The 25,318-nt window shown below is 44.6% G+C and carries 21 protein-coding genes and 1 pseudogene; 9 read left to right on the top strand and 13 right to left on the bottom strand.

Annotated features, from left to right (window positions below):
- Positions 1-2: 2 nt before the first annotated feature.
- Together rsmH and mraZ are read right to left on the bottom strand one after the other, a co-directional pair.
- A complete protein-coding gene (rsmH, locus tag Q7J63_RS13760; protein WP_019599362.1) occupies positions 3-908 on the bottom strand; it encodes a 16S rRNA (cytosine(1402)-N(4))-methyltransferase RsmH in 906 nt (301 codons plus the stop codon).
- Between the two features lie 3 nt (positions 909-911).
- Positions 912-1,352, bottom strand: a complete 441-nt coding sequence (mraZ, locus tag Q7J63_RS13765; protein ID WP_019599363.1) for a division/cell wall cluster transcriptional repressor MraZ — start codon at positions 1,350-1,352, stop codon at positions 912-914.
- A gap of 550 nt (positions 1,353-1,902) precedes the next feature.
- Here mraZ and Q7J63_RS13770 point away from each other — a divergent pair.
- The gene (locus tag Q7J63_RS13770; protein WP_304886948.1) at positions 1,903-3,132 is read left to right on the top strand and encodes a peroxiredoxin; all 1,230 of its coding nucleotides are present in this window, start codon (positions 1,903-1,905) and stop codon (positions 3,130-3,132) included.
- 15 nt (positions 3,133-3,147) lie between these two features.
- Here Q7J63_RS13770 and Q7J63_RS13775 read toward each other — a convergent pair whose 3' ends face one another.
- On the bottom strand, positions 3,148-4,122 hold the full coding sequence (locus tag Q7J63_RS13775; protein WP_019599365.1) for a polyprenyl synthetase family protein: 975 nt from the start codon (positions 4,120-4,122) through the stop codon (positions 3,148-3,150).
- A 161-nt stretch (positions 4,123-4,283) separates the two neighbouring features.
- Between Q7J63_RS13775 and Q7J63_RS13780 the strand changes: the two genes are divergently transcribed.
- From Q7J63_RS13780 to Q7J63_RS13790, 3 genes are all read left to right on the top strand, one after another.
- Positions 4,284-4,766 carry a DUF4199 domain-containing protein gene (locus tag Q7J63_RS13780; protein WP_019599366.1) on the top strand — a complete coding sequence of 161 codons (483 nt, stop codon included), beginning with the start codon at positions 4,284-4,286 and terminating at the stop codon, positions 4,764-4,766.
- Positions 4,767-4,843: 77 nt separating this feature from the next.
- A complete protein-coding gene (locus Q7J63_RS13785) occupies positions 4,844-6,541 on the top strand; it encodes a 1-acyl-sn-glycerol-3-phosphate acyltransferase (RefSeq protein WP_304886952.1) in 1,698 nt (565 codons plus the stop codon).
- On the top strand, positions 6,519-7,577 hold the full coding sequence (locus tag Q7J63_RS13790) for an NAD(P)H-dependent glycerol-3-phosphate dehydrogenase (protein ID WP_019599368.1): 1,059 nt from the start codon (positions 6,519-6,521) through the stop codon (positions 7,575-7,577). The genes Q7J63_RS13785 and Q7J63_RS13790 overlap by 23 nt, the downstream gene beginning before the upstream one ends.
- Here the strand turns inward: Q7J63_RS13790 and Q7J63_RS13795 are convergent.
- The gene (locus tag Q7J63_RS13795; RefSeq protein WP_154654343.1) at positions 7,572-7,721 is read right to left on the bottom strand and encodes a hypothetical protein; all 150 of its coding nucleotides are present in this window, start codon (positions 7,719-7,721) and stop codon (positions 7,572-7,574) included. The genes Q7J63_RS13790 and Q7J63_RS13795 overlap by 6 nt on opposite strands.
- A 75-nt stretch (positions 7,722-7,796) precedes the next feature.
- On the opposite strand from Q7J63_RS13795, the gene Q7J63_RS13800 reads away from it, so the two are divergent.
- Entirely contained in the window at positions 7,797-9,074 is a 1,278-nt protein-coding gene (locus tag Q7J63_RS13800) for an APC family permease (protein WP_033405422.1), read from the top strand.
- Between the two features lie 250 nt (positions 9,075-9,324).
- Positions 9,325-11,475: pseudogene (locus Q7J63_RS20890) on the top strand (PQQ-binding-like beta-propeller repeat protein).
- Between the two features lie 135 nt (positions 11,476-11,610).
- Here the strand turns inward: Q7J63_RS20890 and Q7J63_RS13815 are convergent.
- From Q7J63_RS13815 to Q7J63_RS13825, 3 genes are read right to left on the bottom strand one after another with little or no spacing between them, the layout of a single operon-like run.
- A complete protein-coding gene (locus Q7J63_RS13815; RefSeq protein WP_304886959.1) occupies positions 11,611-12,594 on the bottom strand; it encodes a YpdA family putative bacillithiol disulfide reductase in 984 nt (327 codons plus the stop codon).
- 46 nt (positions 12,595-12,640) lie between these two features.
- A complete protein-coding gene (locus Q7J63_RS13820) occupies positions 12,641-13,405 on the bottom strand; it encodes an NRDE family protein (RefSeq protein WP_304886961.1) in 765 nt (254 codons plus the stop codon).
- Positions 13,406-13,453: 48 nt separating this feature from the next.
- Positions 13,454-14,560, bottom strand: coding sequence for an alkene reductase (locus tag Q7J63_RS13825; protein ID WP_304886963.1), 1,107 nt, complete (start codon positions 14,558-14,560; stop codon positions 13,454-13,456).
- A gap of 215 nt (positions 14,561-14,775) precedes the next feature.
- Here Q7J63_RS13825 and Q7J63_RS13830 point away from each other — a divergent pair, with 215 nt between their 5' ends.
- Together Q7J63_RS13830 and Q7J63_RS13835 are read left to right on the top strand one after the other, a co-directional pair.
- The gene (locus Q7J63_RS13830) at positions 14,776-15,147 is read left to right on the top strand and encodes a BlaI/MecI/CopY family transcriptional regulator (RefSeq protein WP_019599380.1); all 372 of its coding nucleotides are present in this window, start codon (positions 14,776-14,778) and stop codon (positions 15,145-15,147) included.
- Positions 15,148-15,149: 2 nt separating this feature from the next.
- Positions 15,150-17,180, top strand: a complete 2,031-nt coding sequence (locus tag Q7J63_RS13835; RefSeq protein ID WP_304886965.1) for a M56 family metallopeptidase — start codon at positions 15,150-15,152, stop codon at positions 17,178-17,180.
- A 332-nt stretch (positions 17,181-17,512) separates the two neighbouring features.
- On the opposite strand, the gene thrC is transcribed toward Q7J63_RS13835, so the two are convergent.
- The 6 genes from thrC to Q7J63_RS13865 all read right to left on the bottom strand — a co-directional run bounded on the left by thrC (position 17,513) and on the right by Q7J63_RS13865 (position 24,648).
- Positions 17,513-18,814 carry a threonine synthase gene (thrC, locus tag Q7J63_RS13840; protein WP_019599383.1) on the bottom strand — a complete coding sequence of 434 codons (1,302 nt, stop codon included), beginning with the start codon at positions 18,812-18,814 and terminating at the stop codon, positions 17,513-17,515.
- Between the two features lie 103 nt (positions 18,815-18,917).
- Positions 18,918-19,850: a homoserine kinase gene (locus Q7J63_RS13845; RefSeq protein ID WP_304886967.1), complete on the bottom strand. Its 933-nt coding sequence runs from the start codon at positions 19,848-19,850 to the stop codon at positions 18,918-18,920.
- Complete coding sequence (gene thrA / locus Q7J63_RS13850) at positions 19,850-22,303, bottom strand: bifunctional aspartate kinase/homoserine dehydrogenase I (RefSeq protein ID WP_304886969.1); 2,454 nt, start codon at positions 22,301-22,303, stop codon at positions 19,850-19,852. The genes Q7J63_RS13845 and thrA overlap by 1 nt, the downstream gene beginning before the upstream one ends.
- A gap of 510 nt (positions 22,304-22,813) precedes the next feature.
- Positions 22,814-23,272 carry a nuclear transport factor 2 family protein gene (locus Q7J63_RS13855; RefSeq protein ID WP_304886971.1) on the bottom strand — a complete coding sequence of 153 codons (459 nt, stop codon included), beginning with the start codon at positions 23,270-23,272 and terminating at the stop codon, positions 22,814-22,816.
- The gene (locus tag Q7J63_RS13860; RefSeq protein ID WP_019599389.1) at positions 23,269-23,955 is read right to left on the bottom strand and encodes a head GIN domain-containing protein; all 687 of its coding nucleotides are present in this window, start codon (positions 23,953-23,955) and stop codon (positions 23,269-23,271) included. Before Q7J63_RS13860 ends, Q7J63_RS13855 begins: the two co-directional genes overlap by 4 nt.
- Before the next feature lie 15 nt (positions 23,956-23,970).
- Positions 23,971-24,648, bottom strand: coding sequence for an SDR family NAD(P)-dependent oxidoreductase (locus Q7J63_RS13865; RefSeq protein WP_304886974.1), 678 nt, complete (start codon positions 24,646-24,648; stop codon positions 23,971-23,973).
- A 302-nt stretch (positions 24,649-24,950) separates the two neighbouring features.
- On the opposite strand from Q7J63_RS13865, the gene Q7J63_RS13870 reads away from it, so the two are divergent.
- Entirely contained in the window at positions 24,951-25,277 is a 327-nt protein-coding gene (locus Q7J63_RS13870; RefSeq protein WP_304886976.1) for an MGMT family protein, read from the top strand.
- The last annotated feature ends 41 nt before the right edge of the window (positions 25,278-25,318 follow it).

Consider the following 25,318-nt stretch of genomic DNA (forward strand, 5'->3'; position numbering starts at 1 on the left):
CCTTAAAGTTTTTTGGCAATTCTCAATTTTGCACTTCTGGCTCTGCTGTTCTTTTCCAGCTCTGCGGCATCAGCCACAACTGCCTTTCTGGTAACCGGCTCCAAGGGTCTGATCAGGTTTCCGTAGAAATCCTTTTCTACATCTCCGCTGAATTTGCCTTTGGCCATGAAATTCTTGACCAATCGGTCTTCGAGAGAGTGGTAACTCATGATCACCAATCTTCCTCCCGGCTTCAAGACATCCAATGTCTGCAACAACATCTCCTCCAAAGCACCCATTTCGTCGTTCACTTCAATCCTCAAGGCTTGGAAAACCTGTGCAAAATATTTGAACTCTTTCCTTCTTGGTGCATGCTTCATGAGCAGCTCCTTGAACCCTTCGATGTTGCTGAAAGGAACGGCTGCCCTTTGTGCAACCACCGCTTTGGCCAGGGTTTTTGCATTTTTGATCTCCCCATAAATCCCAAAAACCTTGTGCAATTGAGTTTCCTCGTAGGTGTTCAGGATATCTTTGGCAGTCAAGGTCATGCCGGTACTCATGCGCATGTCCAGTTCTCCCTCGAATCGGGTGGAAAAACCCCTGCCCGGCTCGTCAATCTGATGGGAAGAAATTCCCAAATCGACCAAGATGCCGTCTACTTGTTTGACTTTATAAAGCCTGAGGTATCTTTTCAGATCCCTGAAGTTGGCCTGAACAAAGGTGAATTTGTCACTTTCGGGGATATTGGCTGCGGCATCCGCGTCCTGGTCAAAACCATAAAGATGGCCTTTATCCAATTTCTTGAGGATTTCCCGGGAATGCCCTCCACCTCCAAAAGTAAGGTCGAGATAGATCCCGTTTGGGTCTATAGCCAAACCTTCAATGCAAGGCTGAAGCATTACAGGGATATGGTATTCTTTGGCTGTCATGACTTAGGAAAGATATTTTTCCATCAACCTAGACAGGTCAGATGGATCATTGATTACATATTTGAGGTATTTTTCGGGATTCCAGATTTCCACATAGCTTCCCATTCCCACTACGACCGCATCTTTTTCGATGTCGGCATAGAGCATAAAGGTCTTTGGAATCAAAAGTCTTCCCGCACCATCCAGCTCCACGTCATTGTTTCCTCTGAAAAAATTACGCTTTACCAAACGCTGCTCCTCATTTTGAGAATTGAGGGCATTGACTTGGTTGTATAGTTTCTTGAACTCAATCATGGTGTACAACTCAAGGCAACCATCGTTGCCCAATCTGAGCATCAGCTCGTTGCCATTGGATTCTGGAATTGCCGCCTTGATCTTGGCGGGCAATGTCAGACGTCCCTTGGCGTCAAGCTTGCAATCAAATTGATTGTTAAACATTCCCATGGTTAGTATTTCAGTTTACCTTAAAAACAAAAGTAACAAAAGCTTTGACACAATCCACCACTTCCTCCCACTTTTCACCACTTTTTATTAAAAGTATCTAAAAGTTCCAACTATCGCAATTTTTTTGGGAAAAAATCGGACTTATTTTCCTTGAGGCTCAGTGGCTTGCAGCGAATCCCAATAGTCCTAAAAAAGCCAAAAACACTCGAATTTGACCAGATTTAAGGTAAAAATGGTTTTTCAAAAAACAGACCGCAAACCTCTGGTAGAGAAACAGAAAAGTGGGGGAAAATCCCAAAAAGACGAAACCAAAACCCCTATCCAGCTAGCTTTATCCAAAAATCTTGCTGAAAAAGCCCAAATCGTCCTTTAGAATCCCCGTTCAAAAAGACAAAAGCATCTGGATATTCCCCAGATTGTAAAACCATCCTTCCCAGGGATTCGAGCGGATTTTAACAAACCGGAAAATAATAAAACTAACCCTATATATTTTATAGGGTAAAACGAAATTAAATATTAATTTTGCGGTTCAACGGTCTTCACACCTCAAATGAAAAAAATCAACCTCCTCTGTTTAGTTTTGTTCATCCTATTGGGATCTTGCCGACAGGAGACAAAAAAGCAAATTGTCCTAGATGGAAATTGGCTTGCCGTGCTGGACATCTCTCCGGACATCATTCCTTTTCGATTGACCTTTTCCCAGAGCAAAGGCAAGTTGATTGCCCAGGTGCACAATGCTGAGGAAACGCTTGTCTATGACGAAGTGGTCATAAGGGAGGACTCATTGTTCATCACCATGAGTATTTTTGATTCGGAAATCAAAGCCAAAATCATCGATCCTCAAAACATCGAAGGGATTTATGTCAGGAATTACGCGGCCAACTATGTCATTCCATTTAACGCTTCCAAAACCACCAAGAGTAGATTTGAGGTCAAGGAAAAACCAAAAACTGATTTTTCGGGCAGATGGAAAACAGTTTTCCAGGATGAAAAAGGAGAAACCTATGAAGCCGTCGGGATATTTTCCCAAAAAGGAGATCAGCTTACGGGGACATTTCTGACAAGCCTTGGGGATTATCGTTTTCTGGAAGGAAATGTAAGTGGAAGCACCTTTTCCCTTAGCGCATTTGACGGCAGCCATGCCTTCCTATTCAAAGGCGAAGTGCAGGAAGACGGATCCATTCTTGGGAAATTCAGAAGTGGGCCTCGCTATGCCGAAACATTTATTGCTGTCCGGGATGATGCATTTGAGTTGCCCGATGCCTATGGCCTGACCTCCCTCAAAGAAGGAATTGAAAAACTCACTTTTTCATTTCCTGACCTGAATGGTCAACCGGTCTCTTTGGATAATGAAAAATTTCGCGGCAAAGTGGTCTTGGTGCAATTGTTTGGTACCTGGTGCCCCAATTGCATGGATGAAACCAAATTTTTGGCCCCATGGTATGAAAAAAACAAGGCCCGAGGGATTGAGATCGTCGCTTTGGCTTTTGAAAGCAAGCCTGATTTTGACTATGCCTCGGCTCGGGTCAAAAAATCCAAAGAAAAACTGAATGCCAATTATACCTTCTTGATCGCGGGAGAAAGCAACAAGGACAAGGCAGGTGAAGCTTTGCCCATGCTCAATGCCATCGTGGCCTTCCCGACACTCCTCTATATCGACAAAAAAGGCAAAATCCGAAAAATCCACACGGGTTTCAATGGCCCGGCAACTGGAGGTCTATTTGACAGATGGGTGGAAGAGCATGAAGCTTTGGTAAGGGAAATGTTGGAAGAGTCCTGATCGGGCAACCTGGTTCTACTTCTTCCTTTCGATGGTATACCTGACAAGTCCTTCCAATGAAGCCTTGTAATCAGAATCGGGGAAGTCAACCAGCAGGGCAAGCGCCTCCTCAAAATATTGGGTCATCACGGTGTTTGCATATTCCAATCCGCCGGAAGCTTTGACAAACTTGATCACTTCGTTTACTGCTTTTTTGTCCTCGTTCCGGTTTCGGATCAGGTAGATGATGTGTCTTTTATCCAGCCAAGAAGCATTGTTCAAGGCGTAAATGAGGGGCAAGGTCATTTTCTTTTCCTTGATGTCGATGCCCAAAGGTTTGCCGATTTCATCCTCTCCATAATCAAAAAGGTCATCTTTGATCTGAAAAGCCATGCCGACTTTCTCCCCGAAAACCTTCATTTTTTCGATCACTTCCAAGCTCGCACCGGAAGTGGTGGCCCCCACAGCACAACAAGATGCAATCAAACTGGCGGTTTTTTGGCGGATGATGGTGTAATAGACATCTTCGGTGATGTCGAGTTTTCGGGCTTTGGCGATTTGAAGCAATTCCCCCTCGGACATTTCCCGCACGGCATGGGAAACAATCTTCAGCAAGTCAAAATCACCATTGTCCACACTCAACAAAAGTCCCCTGGACAACAAATAATCTCCTACCAAAACAGCGATTTTGTTTTTCCAAAGAGCATTGATGGAAAAAAATCCACGACGATAATTCGCATCATCCACGACATCATCATGCACCAGCGTAGCCGTGTGCAACAATTCGATCAATGCCGCTCCCCGATAGGTAGCATCTGTCACACCACCACACATGCCAGAGGTGAGGAAGACAAACATTGGACGCATTTGTTTTCCTTTCCGCTTGACGATGTAATTGGTGATATGGTCAAGAAGAGTGACTTTACTTTTCATAAAGTCTCTAAATTTCTTCTCGAATTCGACCATTTCGGTCGCGATGGGAGCTTGTATCTGTTTAAGGTCAGGCTTCATAAGCACTTTGGTGCTGCAATAATACGACGGATTCATGCTTGGAAAAAACCAAAATTAAAATATTCTCTAATGGAACATGGAAGAGCGCAAGTTGTTTGTCGCTATTTCCGGTATCAAATTCTAATTACTTGTGCTAATTTGCCATTCTAAACCCAAACGCAATGAAGAACCTAAAAACCGAAATCAAATGGGCCGTTATTTTTACCTTGATGACACTCTGTTGGATGGTGGTGGAAAAACTATCCGGATTGCATTCCACCCATATCGACAAGCACATGGTGTATACGAACTTCTATGCCATCCCCTCGATCCTGGTCTATGTCTTTGCTTTGATGGACAAGAAAAAAAATCAATTGAATGGGAAAATGAACTATGCTCAAGGCTTTGTCAGCGGTATCTGGATCACTTTATTTGTCACGATATTGGCTCCGCTTAACCAATATATGATATCGACTTTCATCACTCCGGAATTCTTTCCCAATGCGATCGACTATGCGGTGGAATCTGGAAGAATGGATCGGGAAGCAGCAGAGTCCTATTTTTCCATGAAAAATTATTTGCTTCAAAGCCTTATCGGAACTCCACTTATGGGCTTTTTGACGAGTGCAGTGGTTGCCTTTTTCACCAAGAGCAAGGAGGGATAAACCTTCATCCGAAAACCCTTCCTGCTTGGCACATTTAAATTTTGTTATCTTTGACCTTTCATTAAACTGGCTTTTCCTTGACTGACGACTACATCAAACATAAATATGCCCCGATCCTTCCCAGCAAGGATGAATGGCCTGTGGTCAAGTTGAGCAAGGGGAGAAAAGAATTCATCAAAAAAGTGGCCAATGCCAGCAAAGACCGGGTTATCGAGCAAACCGGGGGCAATATGGACATCCTGAAGGAAGAACTGGAAACGACCTTGTACAGGGAAAAACTTCGGATAAAGCAAAATCCATGGGCAGTGGATCCAGACGATGAATTTGAATTTTGGAACAAAGTAAAGTCAGTCTTGGTGCAACTCAGTGCCGAGAGCAGCATCCCCAATGCCCAGAAGAAAAAGAAATATATAGAGATCCTGGACGACATTACGATGCGCTATGCAGAGGAAATCGCCAGCAACTTCCAGCATACACACTATAAACTTACCAGAAGTGTGGTCACTTTTGGTTTTGCCAGGCTGCTGAATGCCGCGAGGGTAAAGGGAATCAAATCCATTTTCAGCAACCAATTCAGTCTTCAGGACAAAATCCAGATCATCGGCGAAACCGACCAGCTCCGGAATCTTGCCTCCAAGGGAACCATCGTCATGGTCCCCACCCATTTTTCCAACTTGGACAGCATCCTGATCGGCTGGATCATTTCCGTGTTGGGGCTACCACCCTTTATTTATGGGGCAGGGTTAAACCTTTTTAACATCCAGATATTCGCCTACTTCATGAATTCATTGGGCGCTTATAAAGTGGACAGAAGGAAGAAAAATCTGATTTATCTCGAAACCTTAAAAAACTATTCTTCTGAATCCATTCAATTCGGTGTCCACAGTTTGTTTTTCCCGGGAGGAACAAGATCCCGAAGTGGCAAGATCGAGTCAAAACTAAAACTGGGCCTGTTAAGTACAGCGGTGGAAGCCCAGCGCGCCAATTACCAAAAAGGTCAGCAGGGCAGCGGTGGAAAAATATTCATTGTGCCGGTGACGATCAATTATCACTTTGTGCTGGAAGCTCCCAGCCTGATCAAGGAGCACCTGAGCCTGACGGGTCAAGAGCGCTATTACCAAGAGTCGGATGAATTTTCCACCTCTTACAAAATCTCTAAATTTCTCGTGAAATTCTTCACCAAAGGGTCTGATATTTCGGTATCGATAGGAAAAGCGATGGACGTACTGGGAAATTATGTGGACACGGAAGGGAGAAGCCTCGACAAGAATGGCCGAATCATCGAAACCCGAGATTATTTCATTTCTAATGGTATTGTCAGCGAGGATACCCAAAGAGAAGAAGAGTACACCAACCAGCTGGGTCGGAGGATTGTTGAGGAATTTCACATCATCAACAGGGTATTCAGCTCACATTTGGTGGCTTTTACAGCATTCCAGATCATCAAAAAGCAAAACAGAAAACTGGACCTTTTCAATTTACTCCGGCTTCCAGAGGAGGATATTGCAATTCCCTACGAATTCTTCAAGGAGGAGTGCCAAAGGGTATTGAATAGAATCATGGAAATTCGGCAGGATGGAAAAGTACATGTCGCCCCACATCTGAAACGGGACATTGACTCCATCATTGAGCACGGCTTGAGCAATGTGGGCATGTACCATGCCAAACGCCCTCTCGTAAAGTCGAAAGAAGGCAATATTGAAACCCAGGACTTGAACCTCCTTTATTTTTACCACAACAGATTAGACGGATATGGACTCGAAAAGCTTTTCTAAGAAAAAATCTGTTGGCGTGGTGGGCATGGGAAGTTTTGGAACTGTTATCGCCAATATGCTTGCCGAAAAGAGCAATGTCATCGTTTATGCGAGAAGACCTGAATTGGTGCAAGAAATCAACACCCAACATGCTGCTGATGGCAATCCTGTAAATCCAACCATTGAGGCTACTGTGAACCCTGAATACCTTTGCGAATCCTGCGATGTATTGTTTTTTATGGTTCCTTCTGCAGGTTTTCAGGAAGTCGTGAAAGCATTTTCCCCGTTTTTACACCCTTATCACATTGTCATCCATGGGACCAAAGGGCTTTGCTTGAATCTTCCCAAAGGCAAAACTTTGGCTGACATGAAGAAAATTACCCGGGAAAACATATTGACCATGAGTGAGGTGATCCTGAAAGAAACCGTGGTGGTACGCGTGGGTTGTCTCGCGGGACCAAACCTCGCCAAGGAACTTTCCAAAGGCCAGCCAGCGGCAACGGTAGTCGCCAGCAGATTCAATGAGGTGATCCTGGAAGGACAGCGGTTGCTTCGATCGGATAAATTTCAAGTCTATGGAAATTCTGACATCATCGGAGTGGAGTTGAGCGGGGTTTTGAAGAATATCATTGCCATCGCAGCAGGCGCCCTTGCGGGGATGGGACTCGGGGAAAATGCAAGAGGCCTCTTGATATCGAGAGGCATGGTCGAATTGATTTACCTTGGAAATGCGCTTGGCGGAAGTCTTAAATCGTTTATCGGACTGGCCGGTATCGGTGACTTGGTGGCGACCTGTAGCTCCACATTGTCCAGAAATTATACTGTCGGGTTTAGATTGGCACAAGGGGAAACTCTGGACCAAATCATCAACAGCATGGAGGAAGTTGCTGAAGGAATCAACACCGTAAAACTGATCAAGACCTTTGTAGAAGGCACTGGCATGCGCGCACCCATCACGGAGAACTTGTACAAAGTACTCTTCGAAGATTTGAAGATTGAAGAAGCTTTGCAGTATCTGATGAAATATCCATTCAGCGTGGATGTGGATTTCTTATAAGAAAGCATCTTTTTGTGCCTGCGGCAAAGTGTAGAGTGTCACAATTCCGATTTTTTTTTTGAAACATCCTTTGTCTACCGGGATTTCAAAACTGGAAGGAATCGATTCTACCCAGCCCTTCAACCTTTCAAATAATTCAGCCATTTTTTGAGCGGTTTTCACTTCGGTTTACATATCTTGATTTCGAATTCAATTTCACCCACCACCAAAAATCCTTTTATGCTCAAGCGCGGTATCCAAAAATGGGACCTGGTTTTTTTAATCATCAACAGTGTCATCGGGGCAGGGATATTTGCGCTTCCTGCCAAAGTATTTGCGCTATCGGGTGTCTATTCCCTCCTGGCTTTCGGGGTTTGCGCTTTGGTGATGATGGTTTTGATCCTCGTATTCGCGGAAGTCAGCTCCAGATTTGACCAAACGGGAGGGCCGTATTTGTATGTGCACACCGCTTTTGGGCCATTGCCCGCATTTGTCATTGGCTGGCTGCTGATGCTCACCAGACTTTTTAGCTATGCGACCCTGATAAATTTGATGCTGATTTATCTCTCCTTTTTTTCGGAGGTATTTGCCATTCCATCCGTCAGAATCGGGATGATCGTCTTCATTACCGCTTGCATCACGGGTATCAATTTGATAGGGGTAAAAAACACCGCAAAAGTCAGCAATACGTTGACAGTGGCAAAATTGGTGCCTTTGGCCGTTTTTATCATCGTTGGTTTCTTTTTCGTGGATTTTGAGTTGCTCAAGTTTCGGTCCGCACCGAGTCTGCCAGATTTCTCCAGTGCCGCACTTCTGCTGATTTTCGCTTTTGGAGGGTTTGAAGCAGGATTGGTCAACAGCGGGGAAATCGAAAACCCAAGAAAAAACCTTCCCTTTGCCCTGATGATAGCGGCGGCTGTCATTACAGGGTTTTACATCTTGATCCAAGTAGTCTCCATCGGTACATTGCCGGAATTGGCGGCCTCTGACAAGCCCTTGGCCGATGCTGCGACTGGTTTTATGGGCTGGTACGGCGGGATGTTTATCACGATTGGGGCAGTGATTTCCATTCTGGGCACTTTGAATGTCCAAATCCTGAGTGGCTCGAGATTGCCCTATGCCCTAAGCCTGGAAAACCAATTCCCAAAATTCCTTTCCAAAGTACATCCCAAATTTGCAACGCCTTGGGTTTCTATTCTCTTCTTTTCCAGCCTGGTCGCTTTTGTGGCTATCGTTTGGGGATTTATGGGATCCCTGGCGGTCTCTGTTATTTCAAGATTGCTGCTGTATGCGATGGTCTGTGCGGCCTTAATCAAGTTGCGAAAAACCCAACCGGGAGATCATTATTTCAAAGTACCCTTCGGGAAATCATTGGCAGTATTGGGGATCTTGGCCACCATCTGGCTACTTTCCGGGACGCAATACGAAGAAATCAAAGACACCCTGCTTTGGGTTGGATTGGGATTGGGAATTTATGGGATTCACCATTTCACCAAAAGAAAGAAACAAAACAATTGAGGATCAGGCTTGCTACCTGAAATGAGGAGATTACCGGTATTCATGGGGGAGAGGACTATGAAACACATTAAGTTATCCAAAAAGGAATGAAGATCAAATCACAATTTGCCCATTCTAAAAGAGATCCCAAATGAAATTTCTCCAAAAAAACCTGGTTTTATCTCCGCTGAAATTCAGGAAGGTTTTGAGGAATAAACCGTAAATTATCCTGCTTATTCCCAAGCCTTTGGGACAAACTGTCTGACTGAAAATGCCAATAAACCCCACGCAACCTATGCTCCTTCGAAACCTTATTCTTGCCTTGATTGGCTTGTTTTTTCACTCCTGCACCCCTTCCGAATCACTTCAAACCCTGGATTATTCAGGTTGGGCCACTTTCGGAGGCACCAAAGATGCCGCACGCTATTCCTCCCTCGATCAGATCAACAAGGAAAATGTCAAGGACCTCCAGGTGGCTTGGACTTTCAATACCGGAGATGCAACCGAGCGTTCGCAGATCCAATGCCAGCCGATCGTGGTGGACGGTGTTCTGTTTGCCACAAGTCCCCAAGTCAATGTTTTTGCTTTGGATGCAACCACAGGAAAATTGAGATGGAGATTCAATCCTTTTCATTTGCTCGGCGGGCAGAATTCATGGGCGGGGACCAACCGGGGGGTCACCTATTGGGAAGAGGGCGAGGACAAAAGGATTTTGTTTACGGCGGGAAATTGGCTGATGGCATTGGACGCGAAAGATGGCAGACCGATTGAATCCTTTGGTGAGGGGGGGAAAGTCGATCTTCAAATGGACCTGGACACGGATTTGGAGGAATTCCTCATTGTGTCAAACACCCCAGGAATCATTTACAAGGATAAATTGATCATCGGAATGAGGCTGTCCGAAGGATTGGATGCCGCCCCGGGACATGTCCGCGCATACGATGTGAAAACCGGAAAAAGAGAATGAATATTCCACACGATTCCACATCCCGGAGAATTTGGAAATGACACTTGGGATGAAGCACACCGGGATAAAATAGGCGGCGCCAACAATTGGGCGGGAATGAGCCTTGACGAGGAAAAAGGGATCGTATATGTCCCAACAGGTTCTGCCACCTATGATTTTTGGGGTGGATACCGACATGGCGAAAATTTATTTGCCAATTCCTTGATCGCCTTGAATGCCGAAACAGGCGAAAGAATCTGGCATTTTCAGGCAGTCCACCATGACATGTGGGACAGAGACTTTCCGGCAAACCCCAACTTGATCCGCATCAAAAAAGATGGGAAATGGATAGATGCAGTCGCCCAAACCTCCAAGCAGGGCTATGTGTTTGTCTTCGACCGGACGACCGGAGAGCCTGTTTGGCCAATAGAGGAAAGAGCCGTTCCGCAATCTACGCTTCCGGGTGAAGCGAGTTGGCCAACACAGCCGCATCCAACGCTGCCGGAGCCCTTCATGCGAATGACGTTTTCAGACAAAGAAATCCTGAAACTTAGTCCAGAATGGGAAAAGGACATTCGGGGGAAACTGGAAAACGTAGAATCCGGAAACATGTGGCTCCCTCCCAGCCAAGAACATGGTATCGTCCTTTTTCCAGGAATGGATGGTGGAGCGGAATGGGGAGGAGCCTCCTTTGACCCCACCTCTCAAACCCTTTATGTCAATGCCAATGAAATCCCGTGGATCGTCAGAATGACTGCCAATCCGGAGTTTGAAAATATAGGGCAGCGCAGTTATGTAAACTATTGTGGAAACTGCCACGGCATTGACCGCAAAGGAAACCCTCCTGCTTTCCCTTCGCTTATGGGACTGAAAAACAAATATGATGCTGCCAGTTTGGATATGCTGATCAAAAATGGAAAGGGCGCAATGCCCGCTTTCTCCCACATCAAGGAGGAGGAGAGAAAGATCATGGTGGATTTTTTGTTGGGAAAAGCATTGGATCCTTCCGCAGAAAAAAAGGAACTCGAGGGAGGAAAGGAAAGATTGTTTCCACAATTCAACCTGCAGGGATATTCTAGATTGTTGACCGAAGACGGTTTTCCTGGAATTCAACCCCCATGGGGAACCCTGACCGCCATGAACATGAATACCGGAAAGATCAAGTGGCAAGTTCCCTTGGGGGAATATCCTGAGCTCACCGCTAAGGGAATCCCGATCACAGGAACAGAAAATTACGGTGGTCCAGCAGTGACCGCTGGCGGGTTGGTATTCATCGCTGCCACCAAGGACGAGAAAATCAGGGCATTTGACAAAGATACTGGAGATTTACTCTGGGAAGCACCATTGCCTGCGGCCGGCCATGCCACGCCTGCGGTCTATGAAAAAGACGGCAAGCAGTATCTGGTAATTGCCTGCGGTGGCGGAAAAGGCACCAAATCCGGAGATGCTTATGTGGCTTTTGCTTTGCCTGATTAATTTTGAATCGGATTAAGGAAGGTGTGAAAATTGGATTCCTCTCAACTCAAAAAAAGGAAATCGAATCAGAAGTTAAATTACCGATTCGATTTCCTCCTTAACTATCGGGGAATGCTCTATTTTACCGAAATAAGATCAATTGGATCCATTTGGTTTGTTCTTGATATGCTGGATAATGTGTTCGGCATGGACCACTGAGTTTTCGATGAAAAACTCACGGGTATTCAATCCTCCACACACCACCCCCGCGAGATACACACCCGGTACGTTGGATTCCTGGTTGGTTTGGTCATAGCAAGGTTGCCGTTTTTCATCAAGGCTGAGGGTTACCCCCAATTGATTCAACAAAGCAAAATTGGGCCGGTACCCTGTCATCGCCAGCACGAAGTCATTTTCCAGGGTAATTTCGCCTTCCGGAGTTTCCAAGACCACTTCATTTTCACGGATCTCTTTCACCAGGGAATTGGTGAATGCCTTGATGGAACCCTCTTTGATTCGGTTGTCAATGTCTGGTTTCACCCAATATTTGACATTGGACTCGATCCCTTCCCCTTTGATCACCATGGTGACTTCAGCCCCTTTTCTCCAGGTTTCCAGCGCCACGTCAACCGCAGAATTCGCCGCCCCGACGACCAAAATCTTCTGTCCTATAAAGGGCCAGGGTTCTTTGTAATAATGGGTGACTTTTGGCAGATCCTCTCCCGGAACCTTCATCAGGTTGGGCAGGTCATAAAAGCCTGTTGCAATGATGATATTTTTGGCTTGGTAAGATGCCTTTGATGTTTTCACAGAAAAAATCCCTTCGTTGTTTTGAAGTTCTTTTACCTCTTCGTACAAATTCACCTTCAGCTTCCATTTTTTGGTCACCCTTCGATAATATTCGAGCGCCTCTGGACGGGTGGGTTTGTGGCTGATGGACATAAAAGGCACATCTCCCATTTCCAGTTTTTCCGAGGTGGAAAAAAAAGTCATGTTGACTGGATAATTGAAAAGTGAATTGGTCAATACGCCTTTTTCCAAAATGACATATTCCAAGCCTGCTTTTTCGCATTCAATCCCACAAGCGAGGCCAATCGGCCCTCCCCCAATAATCAGTACTTCCACCTTCTTCATTTCCATTTTATTTCCATTCAATTAACGGCTTGTCTTTTTTGTTCGTTCCCTTTTAGGATTGTATCCTAAAAATCACCTTACTGTCAGCAAACCTTTTTTCCACCTGGTGAAAGGTCCTTTCCATCATTTCCACTTCTCCGGTATGTTTCCATAAGATCACTGTGGAATTGATCGTCCCATAATAATCCCCGACATTGATAAACTGGGCGGACAATTGCTTTTCTTCCCTGACCGAAAGCCCTGTGTCGGGCAATAAATGATCGGGTTCCATTTGTCTGGAATGCAGGGTAGGAATTAGATTTTCGAGATCCAGTTCTTGGGCTTCTATTTTTTCAAGCAAGCCTGATTTTGCTATTTTCACTTTTTCCCAAGGGGTATTCAAAAATGCGTTGCTGAGGCCATGGAGTCCCGGCTCAACTTCCTGAATGCCATCTGCATAATTGGAGAGGTAATATAATTTTTCGTGATTCCCAATGACAAGGTTGAAGCCTTCGTATTCATCCTTTTCCTTTTGGATCATTGTCAAATATTCCTTGGGATCCAGAGTTCCCTCCAGAAAATCCTTGACAAGGTTGCCTCTCGTTGTGGGATCTTTTCTGGGGTTTTTCAAATCCCGGAAATTGGTCAGTGTGGCAAATCGACCATTGGGATGGATACCCATCCAAGTTCCCCCTGCCCGAAGATCCTTTCCTGCATAAAACCCAGAATCCCACAGCTGGAGTGGAGCCGAGGGCCTTTCAAAAAATTCATCTCTGTTGGCCACCAAGACCATTTTATACTCCGGATGATTGTTCCAATTAAACGCTATCAAACACATGGTGCCAAAGTAAAAAAAAAGACCGAATGAATTCGGTCTTTTTTGGGATTAAACAGCTTTTTCTTTTTTCATTGAAGGGTAATCGGTGTACCCTTTTTCACCTGGGACATAAAATGTATCCTGATCCCATTCGGCAAGTTCCGCATTATTGGCAAAACGCTCAACCAAATCCGGATTAGAAATGTAAGGTTTCCCATAGGCAACGGCATCTGCCAATCCTTCCAAGACCACTTCATTGCCTGACTTCTGATCAAAAGCAGAATTGATGATGATGGTGCCCTTGTACATCGGCCTGTATCTCTGGGCAATGTTGGGTTCCGCGAAAGCGAGTTCAGACACATCTGTGAATGGCTCCGACAAGTGCAGGTAGGACAAATTATAATTGTTCAGTTTCTCGATGATGTAATCAAAAGTCGGGATGGATTCCTCGTCCATCGTCATTCCGAAAACACCATGTAGGGATGGATTCAAACGAAGTCCTATTCTGTTTTCAGGCATTACTTCTTTGATCGCATCGATGATGTCAAAAAGGATTCTGGCCCTGTTTTCAATGCTTCCGCCATATTCGTCAATTCTTACATTGGACGTTCTGCTGAAAAACTGGTGCAACAAATAGCCATTGGAGGAATGGATCTCCACGCCGTCAAATCCAGCTTCCCAAGCATTCTTGGCCGCATTCTTGAAATCCAAAATGGTCTGATGGATTTCCTCCATGGACATTTCCTTTGGCGTTTCGGTGTCTTTAAATCCTTTTGGAGTATACGCTTTTGCCTGTGGGTTGATCGCTGAAGGTGCATGGGGAAGGTCTCCGTTGTGGAAATCAGAGTGGGAAATCCTTCCCACGTGCCACAATTGGATAAAAATCTTTCCTCCTTCATCATGAACTGCCTTGGTGACTTTTTTCCAGCCTTCCACCTGAGCTACAGAATAGATCCCTGGCGTGTTGATATACCCAACCGCTTTTTTGGAAACCTGGGAGCCTTCACTGATGATCAAGCCCGCAGATGCTCTTTGGGTATAATATTTAACATGGATTTCGGTGGGAACATTTTCAGGATTGTCTGCCCTGCTTCTGGTCATTGGCGCCATGACCACTCTGTTTTTCAAGGTGAGATCACCCAATTGTATTTGTTCTAAAAGCGGTTGCTTATACATATCTTTTTTTCTTCGATTAAATTCAATGTCTATACAACTAATCCGGAGCCAAGATCGTTCGCTCCCCTTTCAATTATTTTCTTAAAAACCTCAAGGCAGGGAATTAAATGAGAGTTTTAATAAAAAAATGCTTGGGTACGAAAAAAATCGTAGCCAAAATTTGCTTTACGATGATCTTCGTATAACTTTGTACGAAGATCATCGTATCAATTCCTATGCAACCGAAACCCACTGAATCCGAACTGGAAATATTGTCCCTTCTCTGGCAGCTAAAAAAAGCCACCGTGAGGGAAATCCACGAAAAACTTGCCGAGACCAAGGATACCGGCTACACGACCACGCTCAAGATCATGCAGATCATGAATGCCAAAGGACTTGTCAAAAGAGACGAACAGAATCGAACACATGTCTATTCGCCTTCCATAGACAAAAAAGACACGCAAAAAAGTTTGCTGACGAATTTTGTGGCCACGGCATTTGGTGGCTCTTCCAAGAACCTGGTCATGCAGGCACTCGGACAGGGCAATCCCTCCAAAGAGGAACTTATCGAAATTCGCGCGTTTTTGGACCAACTTGAAAATGAATGATCATGGAAGGATTCAACACTTGGATTCCCGAAACGTACCAAATTGCACTCGGATGGATGATCCTCCATGCCCTTTGGCAAATCGCAGGCATTGGTTTGTTACTTTGGCTCAGTCAGCGGCTCTTCCAACACAAATCCGCAGCATTTAAATACAGACTCAGCATCTCCTCGCTTTTGCTGATTGCGATGGCAAGCATCCTTACTTTCTCCTATTATTCCGGAAGAGAGGCGGATACAACACCTTCAAATGAAAGGATGATCACCCAATATCCCGACGATTCGATAAGCCTGTTATCGCAAGCCCAGGTGGAAGGGTTGGTTTTGGAAGGCGATCCCATGGACTTCACTGTTCTGATTCAAAAATTGGAGAAAGGATTGCCGACGCTGGTGAATATTTGGATGATTGGCGCATTGCTGTTTATGGTTCGATTGGGTGGCAGTTTGGCAGATATCCGAAATCTCCGAAACAAAACCCACCAAAGCCCTGATCCAAAGTGGGTTTCCTTTCTCGAAAATCAGAAGAGAAAGCTGAATTTAAAAACACCGATCGCCCTTTTCCAAAGCTTTCATGTGGATGTCCCCATGGCCTACGGGATATTTAAACCTGTCATCCTGATTCCGGCAAGCCTGGTTTTTCAGTTGAGCCCTTTACAATTGGAAGCCATCCTCACACATGAATTGGCGCATATCAAACGCCATGACTACTTGATCAACCTATTTCAATCCATGCTGGAAGTCATCTTCTTTTTCCATCCCGTATTCTGGTGGATCAATAAAATCGCAAGGGAACAAAGGGAAAATGCCTGCGATGATTTGGCTATCCAATTGGATATCAAACCAAAAGACCTCGCTTATGGCCTGGCGAATGTCCTGAACCATGCACAAACCAAAGCACCGGAAATCGCCATGGCAGCCGCCAGACACAACAACCCAACGCTTGACCGTATCAAAAGAATCATGGGTATAAAAACATCTCCTTCTCAACCTACCACTTCAATCAGCATCACGATGATCATGACCTTAATACTCAGCGCCACCTTACTGGTGGGCGCCAGCGAAGAAAGTGCAAAAACATCCCTTGAGGATCTGATTGCCACAGAATTGAAGACAAGCACCATTGAAAAAGAATGGACAAATTTATTTTCCTATGCTCAGTCCATGAGGAATGACACCCTTCCCCACTCCATAAAAGACAGCATTCCCAATAAAAAATGGGAGGAAATGACAGAAAAAGAGCAGGAAAAAATGATAAAAGAGTTGGCTCAATTGGAATCCCTAAACCATCTGAATTTCAATTTCAAGGACTTGGAACCCGCGTTCCACAACCTAAATGAATTGCTGATGAATTTTAAGGGCTCAAATTTCATCTTTGGGGATTCATTGAACTTGCCACCGATGGTCTTCCAGGAGATTCCGACACCCAATTTCAATTTTGAAAATCTGCCGAAATTTGATTTTGACAACCAACAGTTCAAAATGCTCCTGCCGGACAGCTCTTTTTTCAGTGCAATCCCTGCTTTTAAGTTCAATAAGGGGGATTCTACGTGGAATTCCTTCGCTGTCGACGGATTGGCCTTTCAAATGGACACTTCAAAAAAATCAAAAGAAGAACGGGATCAAATGATAAGGGAATTGAAGGAAAAACTTGCGGCACAAGGTGAGCAAAGAAAGGAAGCCCTCCAAAAAATGCAAAAGGAAAGGGAGACAATGCTCCAAGGTTTGGCCCAAAAACGTGAGGAATTCCAATCCCAAATACAACCCCAAATCAGGGAATATCAAGCCAAAATCCAAGAATGGCAAAAAGAGAATGAACCCATGCTGCAAGAATACCAGGCGAAAATGAAAGCTTGGCAAGAGGAAAACAAACCCAGAATGGAGGAGTTCCAAAAACAAATGGAGGCTTGGCAAAAAGAAAACCAAGTTCACATGAAAGCCTTCGAAAAAAAGATGGAAGAATGGCAAAAGAACCATCAGAAAGAATTGATGGAACTCCAGGAAAAAATCGAGAAAAGTGTAAAAAAAGGTTCGGATTAAGACCTTCGGAAAGCATGAAAAAAGCGCCCAATGGATAATCGTCCATTGGGCGCTTTATTTTGATTCAACCCGATTTATGCATTGCGAACTCAATTCAATATTACAATTGACTGACAATCAATTGGGTATTTATTGCTTTTAACTTCACCCTATTGGTACCGGGATTTATGCTCCCAATATTCTGATTTTCTTTCAGTTTCAATCCCATTTGGAAACCTATTGCATATTACGGGTTCAACTCACTTGCCTCGAATTAGCTGCTTAACATTACTTTTCCGCTGTCTTAGAATTCGGATTCAATAGGAAAAGGTCCGTCGAAAGGCAAAGCGGTCTTAATTCGATGCCAACAAATAGGCTTTGAAATCTCCGAAATCATTTGCGAGAGACTCCACCTTTTTGGTGCCATGAAGAAATTTCTCCAATCGCTCCGGTAATTCCAGCTTGATTCCCAAGGTTTCCTCCACTACCTCCTTGAATTTGCCGGGATGTGCGGTTTCCAGGAAAATTCCAACATATTCGGGATTTTGCTTTCTGAAATTCCGCAGCCCCAAATAACCTACCGCACCATGTGGATCCAAAATATATCCTGTGCTGTTCATTATTGCCCGCATCGCTTTTTGTGTATCCAGATCGTCAAAATAAAAGCCCCTCACTTTTTCCCGCAACATGCCCTCATCATTGTCATAAAGCGCCAAAAGCCTGCTGAAATTGCTGGGATTGCCAACATCCATGCTGTTGCTGATGGTCGGAACTGACTTTTTGGAGGAAAACGAATTTCCGTGGAGGAAGTCCGGGACGATTTTGTTGACATTGGTGGACGCGATAAATACATCAATGGGTAAGCCCATCTTTTGGGCGAGGATTCCAGCACCAAGATTTCCAAAATTCCCACTGGGAACAGAAATGGCAACCTTTTTATTTTTCTCGGGAAACCTCGAGATCGCATAAAAATAATAGAGGCACTGGGGAATCCAACGGGCAATATTGATGGAGTTGGCAGAAGTCAAAAGCATTTTTTGGTTCAATTCCTCATCCAAGAAAGCATCTTTCACCAATTGCTGGCAATCGTCAAAAACGCCTTCCACTTCCAATGCGGTGATGTTTTCGCCCAAAGTGGTAAATTGTTTTTCCTGAAGCTCGCTCACTTTCCCTTTTGGATAAAGGATCACAACCTCTACACCCGGCACCTTGTAAAAACCATTGGCAACGGCACTTCCCGTATCCCCGGAAGTAGCCACCAATACCCGGATTTTCCTCTCCTCACCGACCATCAACATCGACATGAGTTTGGAACAAAACCTTGCGCCAAAATCCTTAAAGGCAAGCGTCGGTCCATGAAACAATTCCAGACTGTAGATCCCCTCTTCCACCTTGACCAAAGGAGCATCGAAAGCAAGCGTGTGCTCTACCAAAGCTTTGATTTGGGAAGGATCGAGATCCTCTCCAAAGAGTGCACTTATGATTTCCTCCCCCATTTCCTGGAAGGACATTTCAGCAAACCGATCGAAGAAGGATTGGGGCATCACTGGAATCATTCCGGGCATATAAAGCCCCTGGTCAGGTGCCAAACCCTGGATGACGGCTTCCTTGAGACTGACGATGTGCTTCGGATTATTGGTACTGTAGAAATTCATAGGAATCGATTTTCTTGATGCTTTTTAATTGATGACTGGAACAATGCCAATGTTAAATTTGGCAAATCACATAGAGAGAAAAGGGGCTGAAATAGTCAGATTATCATTCTACCACATAAGCGCCCTTATCATTGACTTCTGAAATGTAAACATCTACACCAAGCCCTATCTTTTCAAAAACTTGCTTGCTGATCTGTCCCACTTTCTGGGCGATCTCTTTTCCTGGCGATAAGATAAATACCGTTGGCCCCGAACCGGAAATTCCAGAACCAAGTGCCCCTGCAGCCTTTATCGCCTCCCGCAATTCATAAAATCCCGGTATCAAAAGTGCCCTTGAGGGCTCTGCAATCACATCTTTGAGCGAACGGCTGATCAATGCCAGGTCTCCCTGAAACAAACCTGCAATCAATCCCGCGATGTTTCCGGATTGGATGGTCGCGTCTTTTAAGGAAATTTGCTTCCGCAGTACACTTCTTGAATCTGCCGTGTTCAATTCTAAATGTGGGTGGAGCAAAGTGCAAAAAAGCCCTTTGGGAACGGGTAATTTCACCACATCCAAAGGCGTATAATCTCGAATCAGGACAAAACCACCCAATAAGGATGGGGCGACATTGTCTGCATGCGCAGCTCCACAGGCGATTCTTTCGGCCTCAATGGCAAAAGGAATCAAATCCTGTTTTTCAAATGGATAGCCAAGAAGGGCATTCGCGGCCACCAATGCCGCAGCGGCACTCGCTGCACTGGAACCCATACCCGAGCCCAAAGGAAGTCCTTTGTACAGGGATATTTCCATTCCCTTGTCAAAGAAGAGCTTGTCCAACATTGCCTGAATGGCCACGGAGCAAGTGTTTTTTTCCACCTCGTAAGGCAACCTTCCCCCGTCCCCCTCGATTCTGACCATTTTTAGTCCTGGCGTATCCGTCAGGGAAACTGTCACCTTGTCACCAAGTTCATCGATGGCAAAGCCCAGAATATCAAATCCGCAAGAAACATTGGCTACGGTGGCCGGTGCGAAGGCAGTTACTGATTTTACCATTATCTTGAATAATTTCCCAAACGGATCACATCTGCAAAAACTCCAGCAGCAGTGACATCTGCCCCTGCACCTGGTCCCCTAATGATCATAGGGAAATCGAAATAGCGCTCTGTGGTGAACAGGATCATGTTGTCACTGCCCTTCAGATTGTAAAATGGATGGCTGTTGTCAAATGAACCCAGGCCAACTTTAGCCTTCCCATTTTCAAGAATGGCCATGAATCTTAATTTTTCGCCTTTGGAATTGGCCTCCTGAAGTAAGTTGGCAAATTCACCGTCATGTGCCTGGAGTTTTTCGAAAAACTCTTCAACCGATCCGGCTTTTTCACAATCTGAGGGAACCATACTTTGTATGGTAATGTCCTCAAAATGAATATCCTGTTCGGCTTCTCTTCCAAGGATCAGTATTTTCCTTGCCACATCCATTCCACTCAAATCATCCCTTGGATCAGGTTCGGTATAGCCTTTTTCTTTGGCGACTTTCACCACATCACTGAAAGGCAATCCTTTTTCGAGTTCGCTGAATATATAATTCATGGAGCCACTCAGGACTGCTTCAATCCTGACGACCTTATCTCCACTGAGCATCAAATCCTGAAGGGTGTTGATCACCGGAAGCCCTGCAGCCACATTGGTTTCATAGAGGAATTTCACGCCTCTTTTTCCTGCCAATTTCTTCAGCGCTCTATACCTTTCCAATGAACCGGAATTGGCTTTTTTATTTGGGGTGACTATTGGAACTTTGGCCTCCAATACCCGCTCGTAAATATCCGCAACCTCTTGGCTTGCCGTACAATCCACGAAAACGGAATTGGAGAAGTTCATATCATCCATGATCTGGGTGAATTTCTCCAAATCCATCGCTTGGTCATTTCCATTTTCACCTGGCATTGGACAGTTTTTCAAATCAAAACCATCTTCGCTGAAGGACATAAACCGTGAATTGGCCAAACCATGAATGTGAATATCCAGTAAGTTTTCACGCTGTAATTTTTCGCGCTGATTGGCAATCATTTTGATCAATGCTTTTCCTATCAGGCCCACACCGACCAAAAATACGTGCAAGACTTTGTTGTCTGAAAGAAAAAATGCCTCATGCAGCGCATTCAGGGCTTTTTGCAGATCCACTCGGGAAACAACCGCAGAGATGTTCAATTCAGAACTGCCTTGGGCGATGGCATACACGTTGACGTTGTTTTGCCCCAATGCCTGAAACATCCTTCCACTGGCACCCGGATTGTGCTTCATGTTTTCACCGACAGCAGCCACAATGGCCATGTCTGGGACAACCAAAACAGGGTCCATCTCCCCATTTCTGATTTCTGTCAAAAACTCTTTCTCGATCACTTCTTTGGCGATTGCCACGTCCGCACTTTGGATCGCTATACAGATACTGTGCTCAGAGGAGGCCTGACTGATCAAGATCACATTGACACCTGCATCTGCCAGTGCGCCAAATACCCGATGGCTGACGCCTACAACTTCGATCAATCCCCCGCCAACAATGTTGAGTAGGGAGACATCGGAAAGCGAAGAAATCCCCTTGATGATTTTGCCGTTTGGCGCATCACCATTGATGAGTGTTCCTGGATTTTCAGGTTCAAAAGTATTTTTAATGTAAATGGGAATGTCTTTTTTCATTGCCGGCTGCATGGTGGCAGGGAAAATCACCTTGGCACCGAAATGGGACAATTCCATCGCTTCATTGTAGCTCAATTGAGGAATGGTAAATGCGGTATAGACCAACCTCGGGTCTGAAGTCAGAACTCCCGAAACATCCGTCCAAATCTCCAGACAATCTGCATCCAAGGCGGAGGCAAAGATTGCGGCAGTATAATCCGAGCCGCTTCTTCCAAGTGTAGTGGTTTCCCCCTTTGCCGTGCTGGCGATAAAACCGGTGATCACCTTCAAACCGGGATGGGTATGGAAATAATCTAGAATGAGGTCATTTGTGGCCGAAAAATCAACTTTGGCATTGCCGAATCGGGCACTGGTTCGGATCACCTCCCTTGCATCGAGGTAAGTGGCAGGGAGGCCTTCAACCTTCAATGCCTCGGCAAGGATAAAAGCTGAAAGCCGCTCCCCAAAACTCCCCACATAATCGAGGGTTCTGGGCGAACATTCCTTGATCAAGAATATGCCGTGAAAAAGATCTTCAAGTTCATTGAACCGCACCTTCACATAGGTGAGCACCGAGGATTGAAGTTGGATCGGGATCAATTCCCTGACCATATCCAAATGCCTTTCTTCAAGGGTTTTTAGATCTTTTAGATAAGATTTATCCCCCTCATTGGCAAGGCGTGCACTTTTCAACAACACTTCGGTCACTCCCCCAAAAGCGGAGAAAACCAATGCAATCTCCCCTTCTTGTTGCCGACTTTTTATGATCTGAAATACTCTTTTGATGTTTTCACGGTTGGCTACTGACGATCCTCCGAATTTTAAAATTTTCATAAAACAGTTGCTGGTTTTAAGGTTTGTATAATGATATGGCTAAAGTCCTATAAGGACCACAAAGGTACGGGCTATATGTGAATGTTTTACGGGAATTACCCCGTAATGGTGATGCCGGTAAAAAAAGGCTGGGTGCACATGCAAAAAACACAGCTTATTTCAGGAATGGATCCTGAAACGGTTGAAAAAGAAGATTCTAGGGCTGTGTAAAACATGATTGTTCTTTTGATGGGACAATCTTACTGACAATTTTCCGAAAACCAAAAAAGTATTTACTGTTTTTTCAATGTAAACAGTTATTTGTTAGCATAAAACCAATCAATCTCCTCATTTCTTAACTTAAAATTAACACCAATTGCCAAATATTCTTTTCTCAAAAAAGCGAAAAGTAACTACTAAAAGGATTTGGGCCTAGGGTCAGAAAACATAAAACCCTGAACTAAAAAGTTCAGGGTTTTATGTTTTTCTTTACTGAAGACAAGCATATGCTGGATTTCTGCGATCGGATAATCAATCGCATCCCTCTTTCCTCCTCGTGTCGATGATATAGGCAATCTTCCATCCCGACTCGGTTTTCACCAATTGGAAGGAATTGACTCCACAGTGGCTGAAATTGTCATTCACATAAAATTCATATGGTGTCCAAGCAGCAGCCATTTGTCCATCCACCTTGATCTGATAATCCAAGATCCGCTCATCCAAGATGGTTTCTGCAGGTGTCGTGGCAATCCTGTTGATGAAATCCTGCACGGAATTGGACCCGATTTGGGCACCTTGATCACCTGAAATGACCGTGGACATGATTGCTTTTTCATGAAACAAGGATCCCAAGACCTCTGGATTTTTCGTTTTCATCGCATCAAAAAGTGAAACGATCACTTCCTTCACCGCTTTTTCATCCCCTTGGGCAAGCAATTGGGTTTGAGAAAACGCAAGGAATAGAAAAGCTAAGCCCAATAACCTTCTCATTTCTTTTCTATTTTGCCACCTGTCCCGGTTTTCACCTCCACAATGGTTGGCGAACCCTTATACGTCACCTTGGCGCCTGTTGCAGCGCTTCCTCTCAGAGATTCTGCAACCTGAAATTCTGATTTGGCGGCCGTATTTGCCAAAACTTCTGCATGTTTGACAGCGAGTTTATTCCCATCGACTTCTGCGCTGGTATAGATTTTCAGATCAAGATCGTTGGCCGTACCCGTCACAAAAATTTTTGCGCTTGTGGACGCATCGATGGTCAAGCCAACCGATTTTACCTTTGTTTCGATATATGCGCTGGTCGTGGCAAACAAATATACCTGATCCGTTTCGAGGACATCTTTCACGATGACTTTGGCACTGGTAGAAGCCTGAACCTCTTCAATATCAATATAAGTAATGGTCACTTTTACAGAGTTGGATTTGAAATTCCCCCGCCCGAGTTTGACCTCCAGGGTATTGTCAGAAACATTTGTTTCCACCTTGTCCAGTTCAATACCTGAGGCGATGATTTGAATTTCATTTTTATCGCCTCGCACCAGCTCTGCCTCAATGGAATTGGACACTTTAATGCTGTTGAAATCTCTCAGGCTTCTGGTTTCCCTTTGCGTTTGGGCCTGTACCAAGAAGGTAATCAGGAAAAGACCTACAAAACCAAATAAGCTTTTTGTTTTCATTTCTTTTGGATTTAGTTAAACTCCGCCATACAATTTAAATGTCATGTTTCTCAAATCTGGATTGTTGACAGCGTAGTGCATTGCTTCCGCAATTTCAGCTGGGTTGACCCAAAGTGAGAAATCAGCATCTGGCATTCCCTCCCTATTTTGGGGAGTATCGATGATGCTAGGGACGAATACGTGGGACCTGATTTTGGTGTCCACTGCTTCTTCAGTTACATAATCTGCCAGGCTAGACACCATCATCTTACTCAAAGCATATGCCACAGCGTTTTTCCCATCGGAAGATTGAAGCGCCGGACGGGCTCCCATAAAGAGAATGTGTCCAAAATTGGCCTTTTTCATCACTGGGAGAAAGTTTTTGACCATGTTGAAAGCACTGAAAAAATTTAATTTAATCATTTTGTCAAAGTCAGCCACTTTGGTTTTTTCGATGCTTCCTGACTGAAATCCCCCTACCAACAATACCATGGCATCGACTTCGCCGTATTGCATGTGGTAGTCTTTTGCAAAATCCGCTACTGATTTTTCATCTGTGGCATCGACTTCATACACGTCATCCGCTTCTTCTACCTCATCACCTGAGCCTGGCAAAATGGTGGCAATCACGCGGTAACCTTCTCGTTTGAATTTTTCGACTACGGAGGCGCCCAAATTACCGGCTGCGCCCGTTACTATTATATTTCTATCCATATAAGGTTATGTTTATTCAAAATTTTCTCTAAAATTAGGGTTAAATTTCGCGAAAAGCTTATGAATTCAAAAAAATCAACTAACCATTTTAGGATAAACCCAGAATAGTCAGGGGCTTTTTTTACTGGTTTTTGAACCAGGCTTTATGAAATTGACTGCTGTACAATTACCTTTCGTTTCAAAATTCCCTTCATAAAATCCTTACAAAAAGCAGGCCTATAAATCCTTTTCTATTTGACAAACCCATTCGTTGTTGCTCCTAAGGTCCGGGTGGTAATTTGAATGCTTCAACAATTCCATACATGAAAGAAAATTATTTTGATTTGGTGTTTCAAGTGGTCAGGTTGATACCCGAAGGAAAGGTGACCACCTACGGAGCGATCGCCAACTGTCTTGGAATTAAAAGTGGGGCAAGAATGGTCGGCTATGCCATGAATGCTTCCCATACCTTGGAAAATATCCCCGCACATCGGGTAGTGAACAGAAATGGGCTGCTGACGGGAAAACATCATTTTGAGCATCCCGATAAAATGAAAGAACTTCTGGAAAAAGAAGGGATTGTGGTTATTGAAGACCAAATTGTGGATTTCGCCACTCATTTTTGGGATCCAGGCACCATGCAGATATGATTTATTTTTCGCCTAAATCACTCATTTTTTGCTAAATAAAA

Source organism: Rhodonellum sp., assembly GCF_030656585.1.
GTDB classification, from domain to species: domain Bacteria; phylum Bacteroidota; class Bacteroidia; order Cytophagales; family Cyclobacteriaceae; genus Rhodonellum; species Rhodonellum psychrophilum.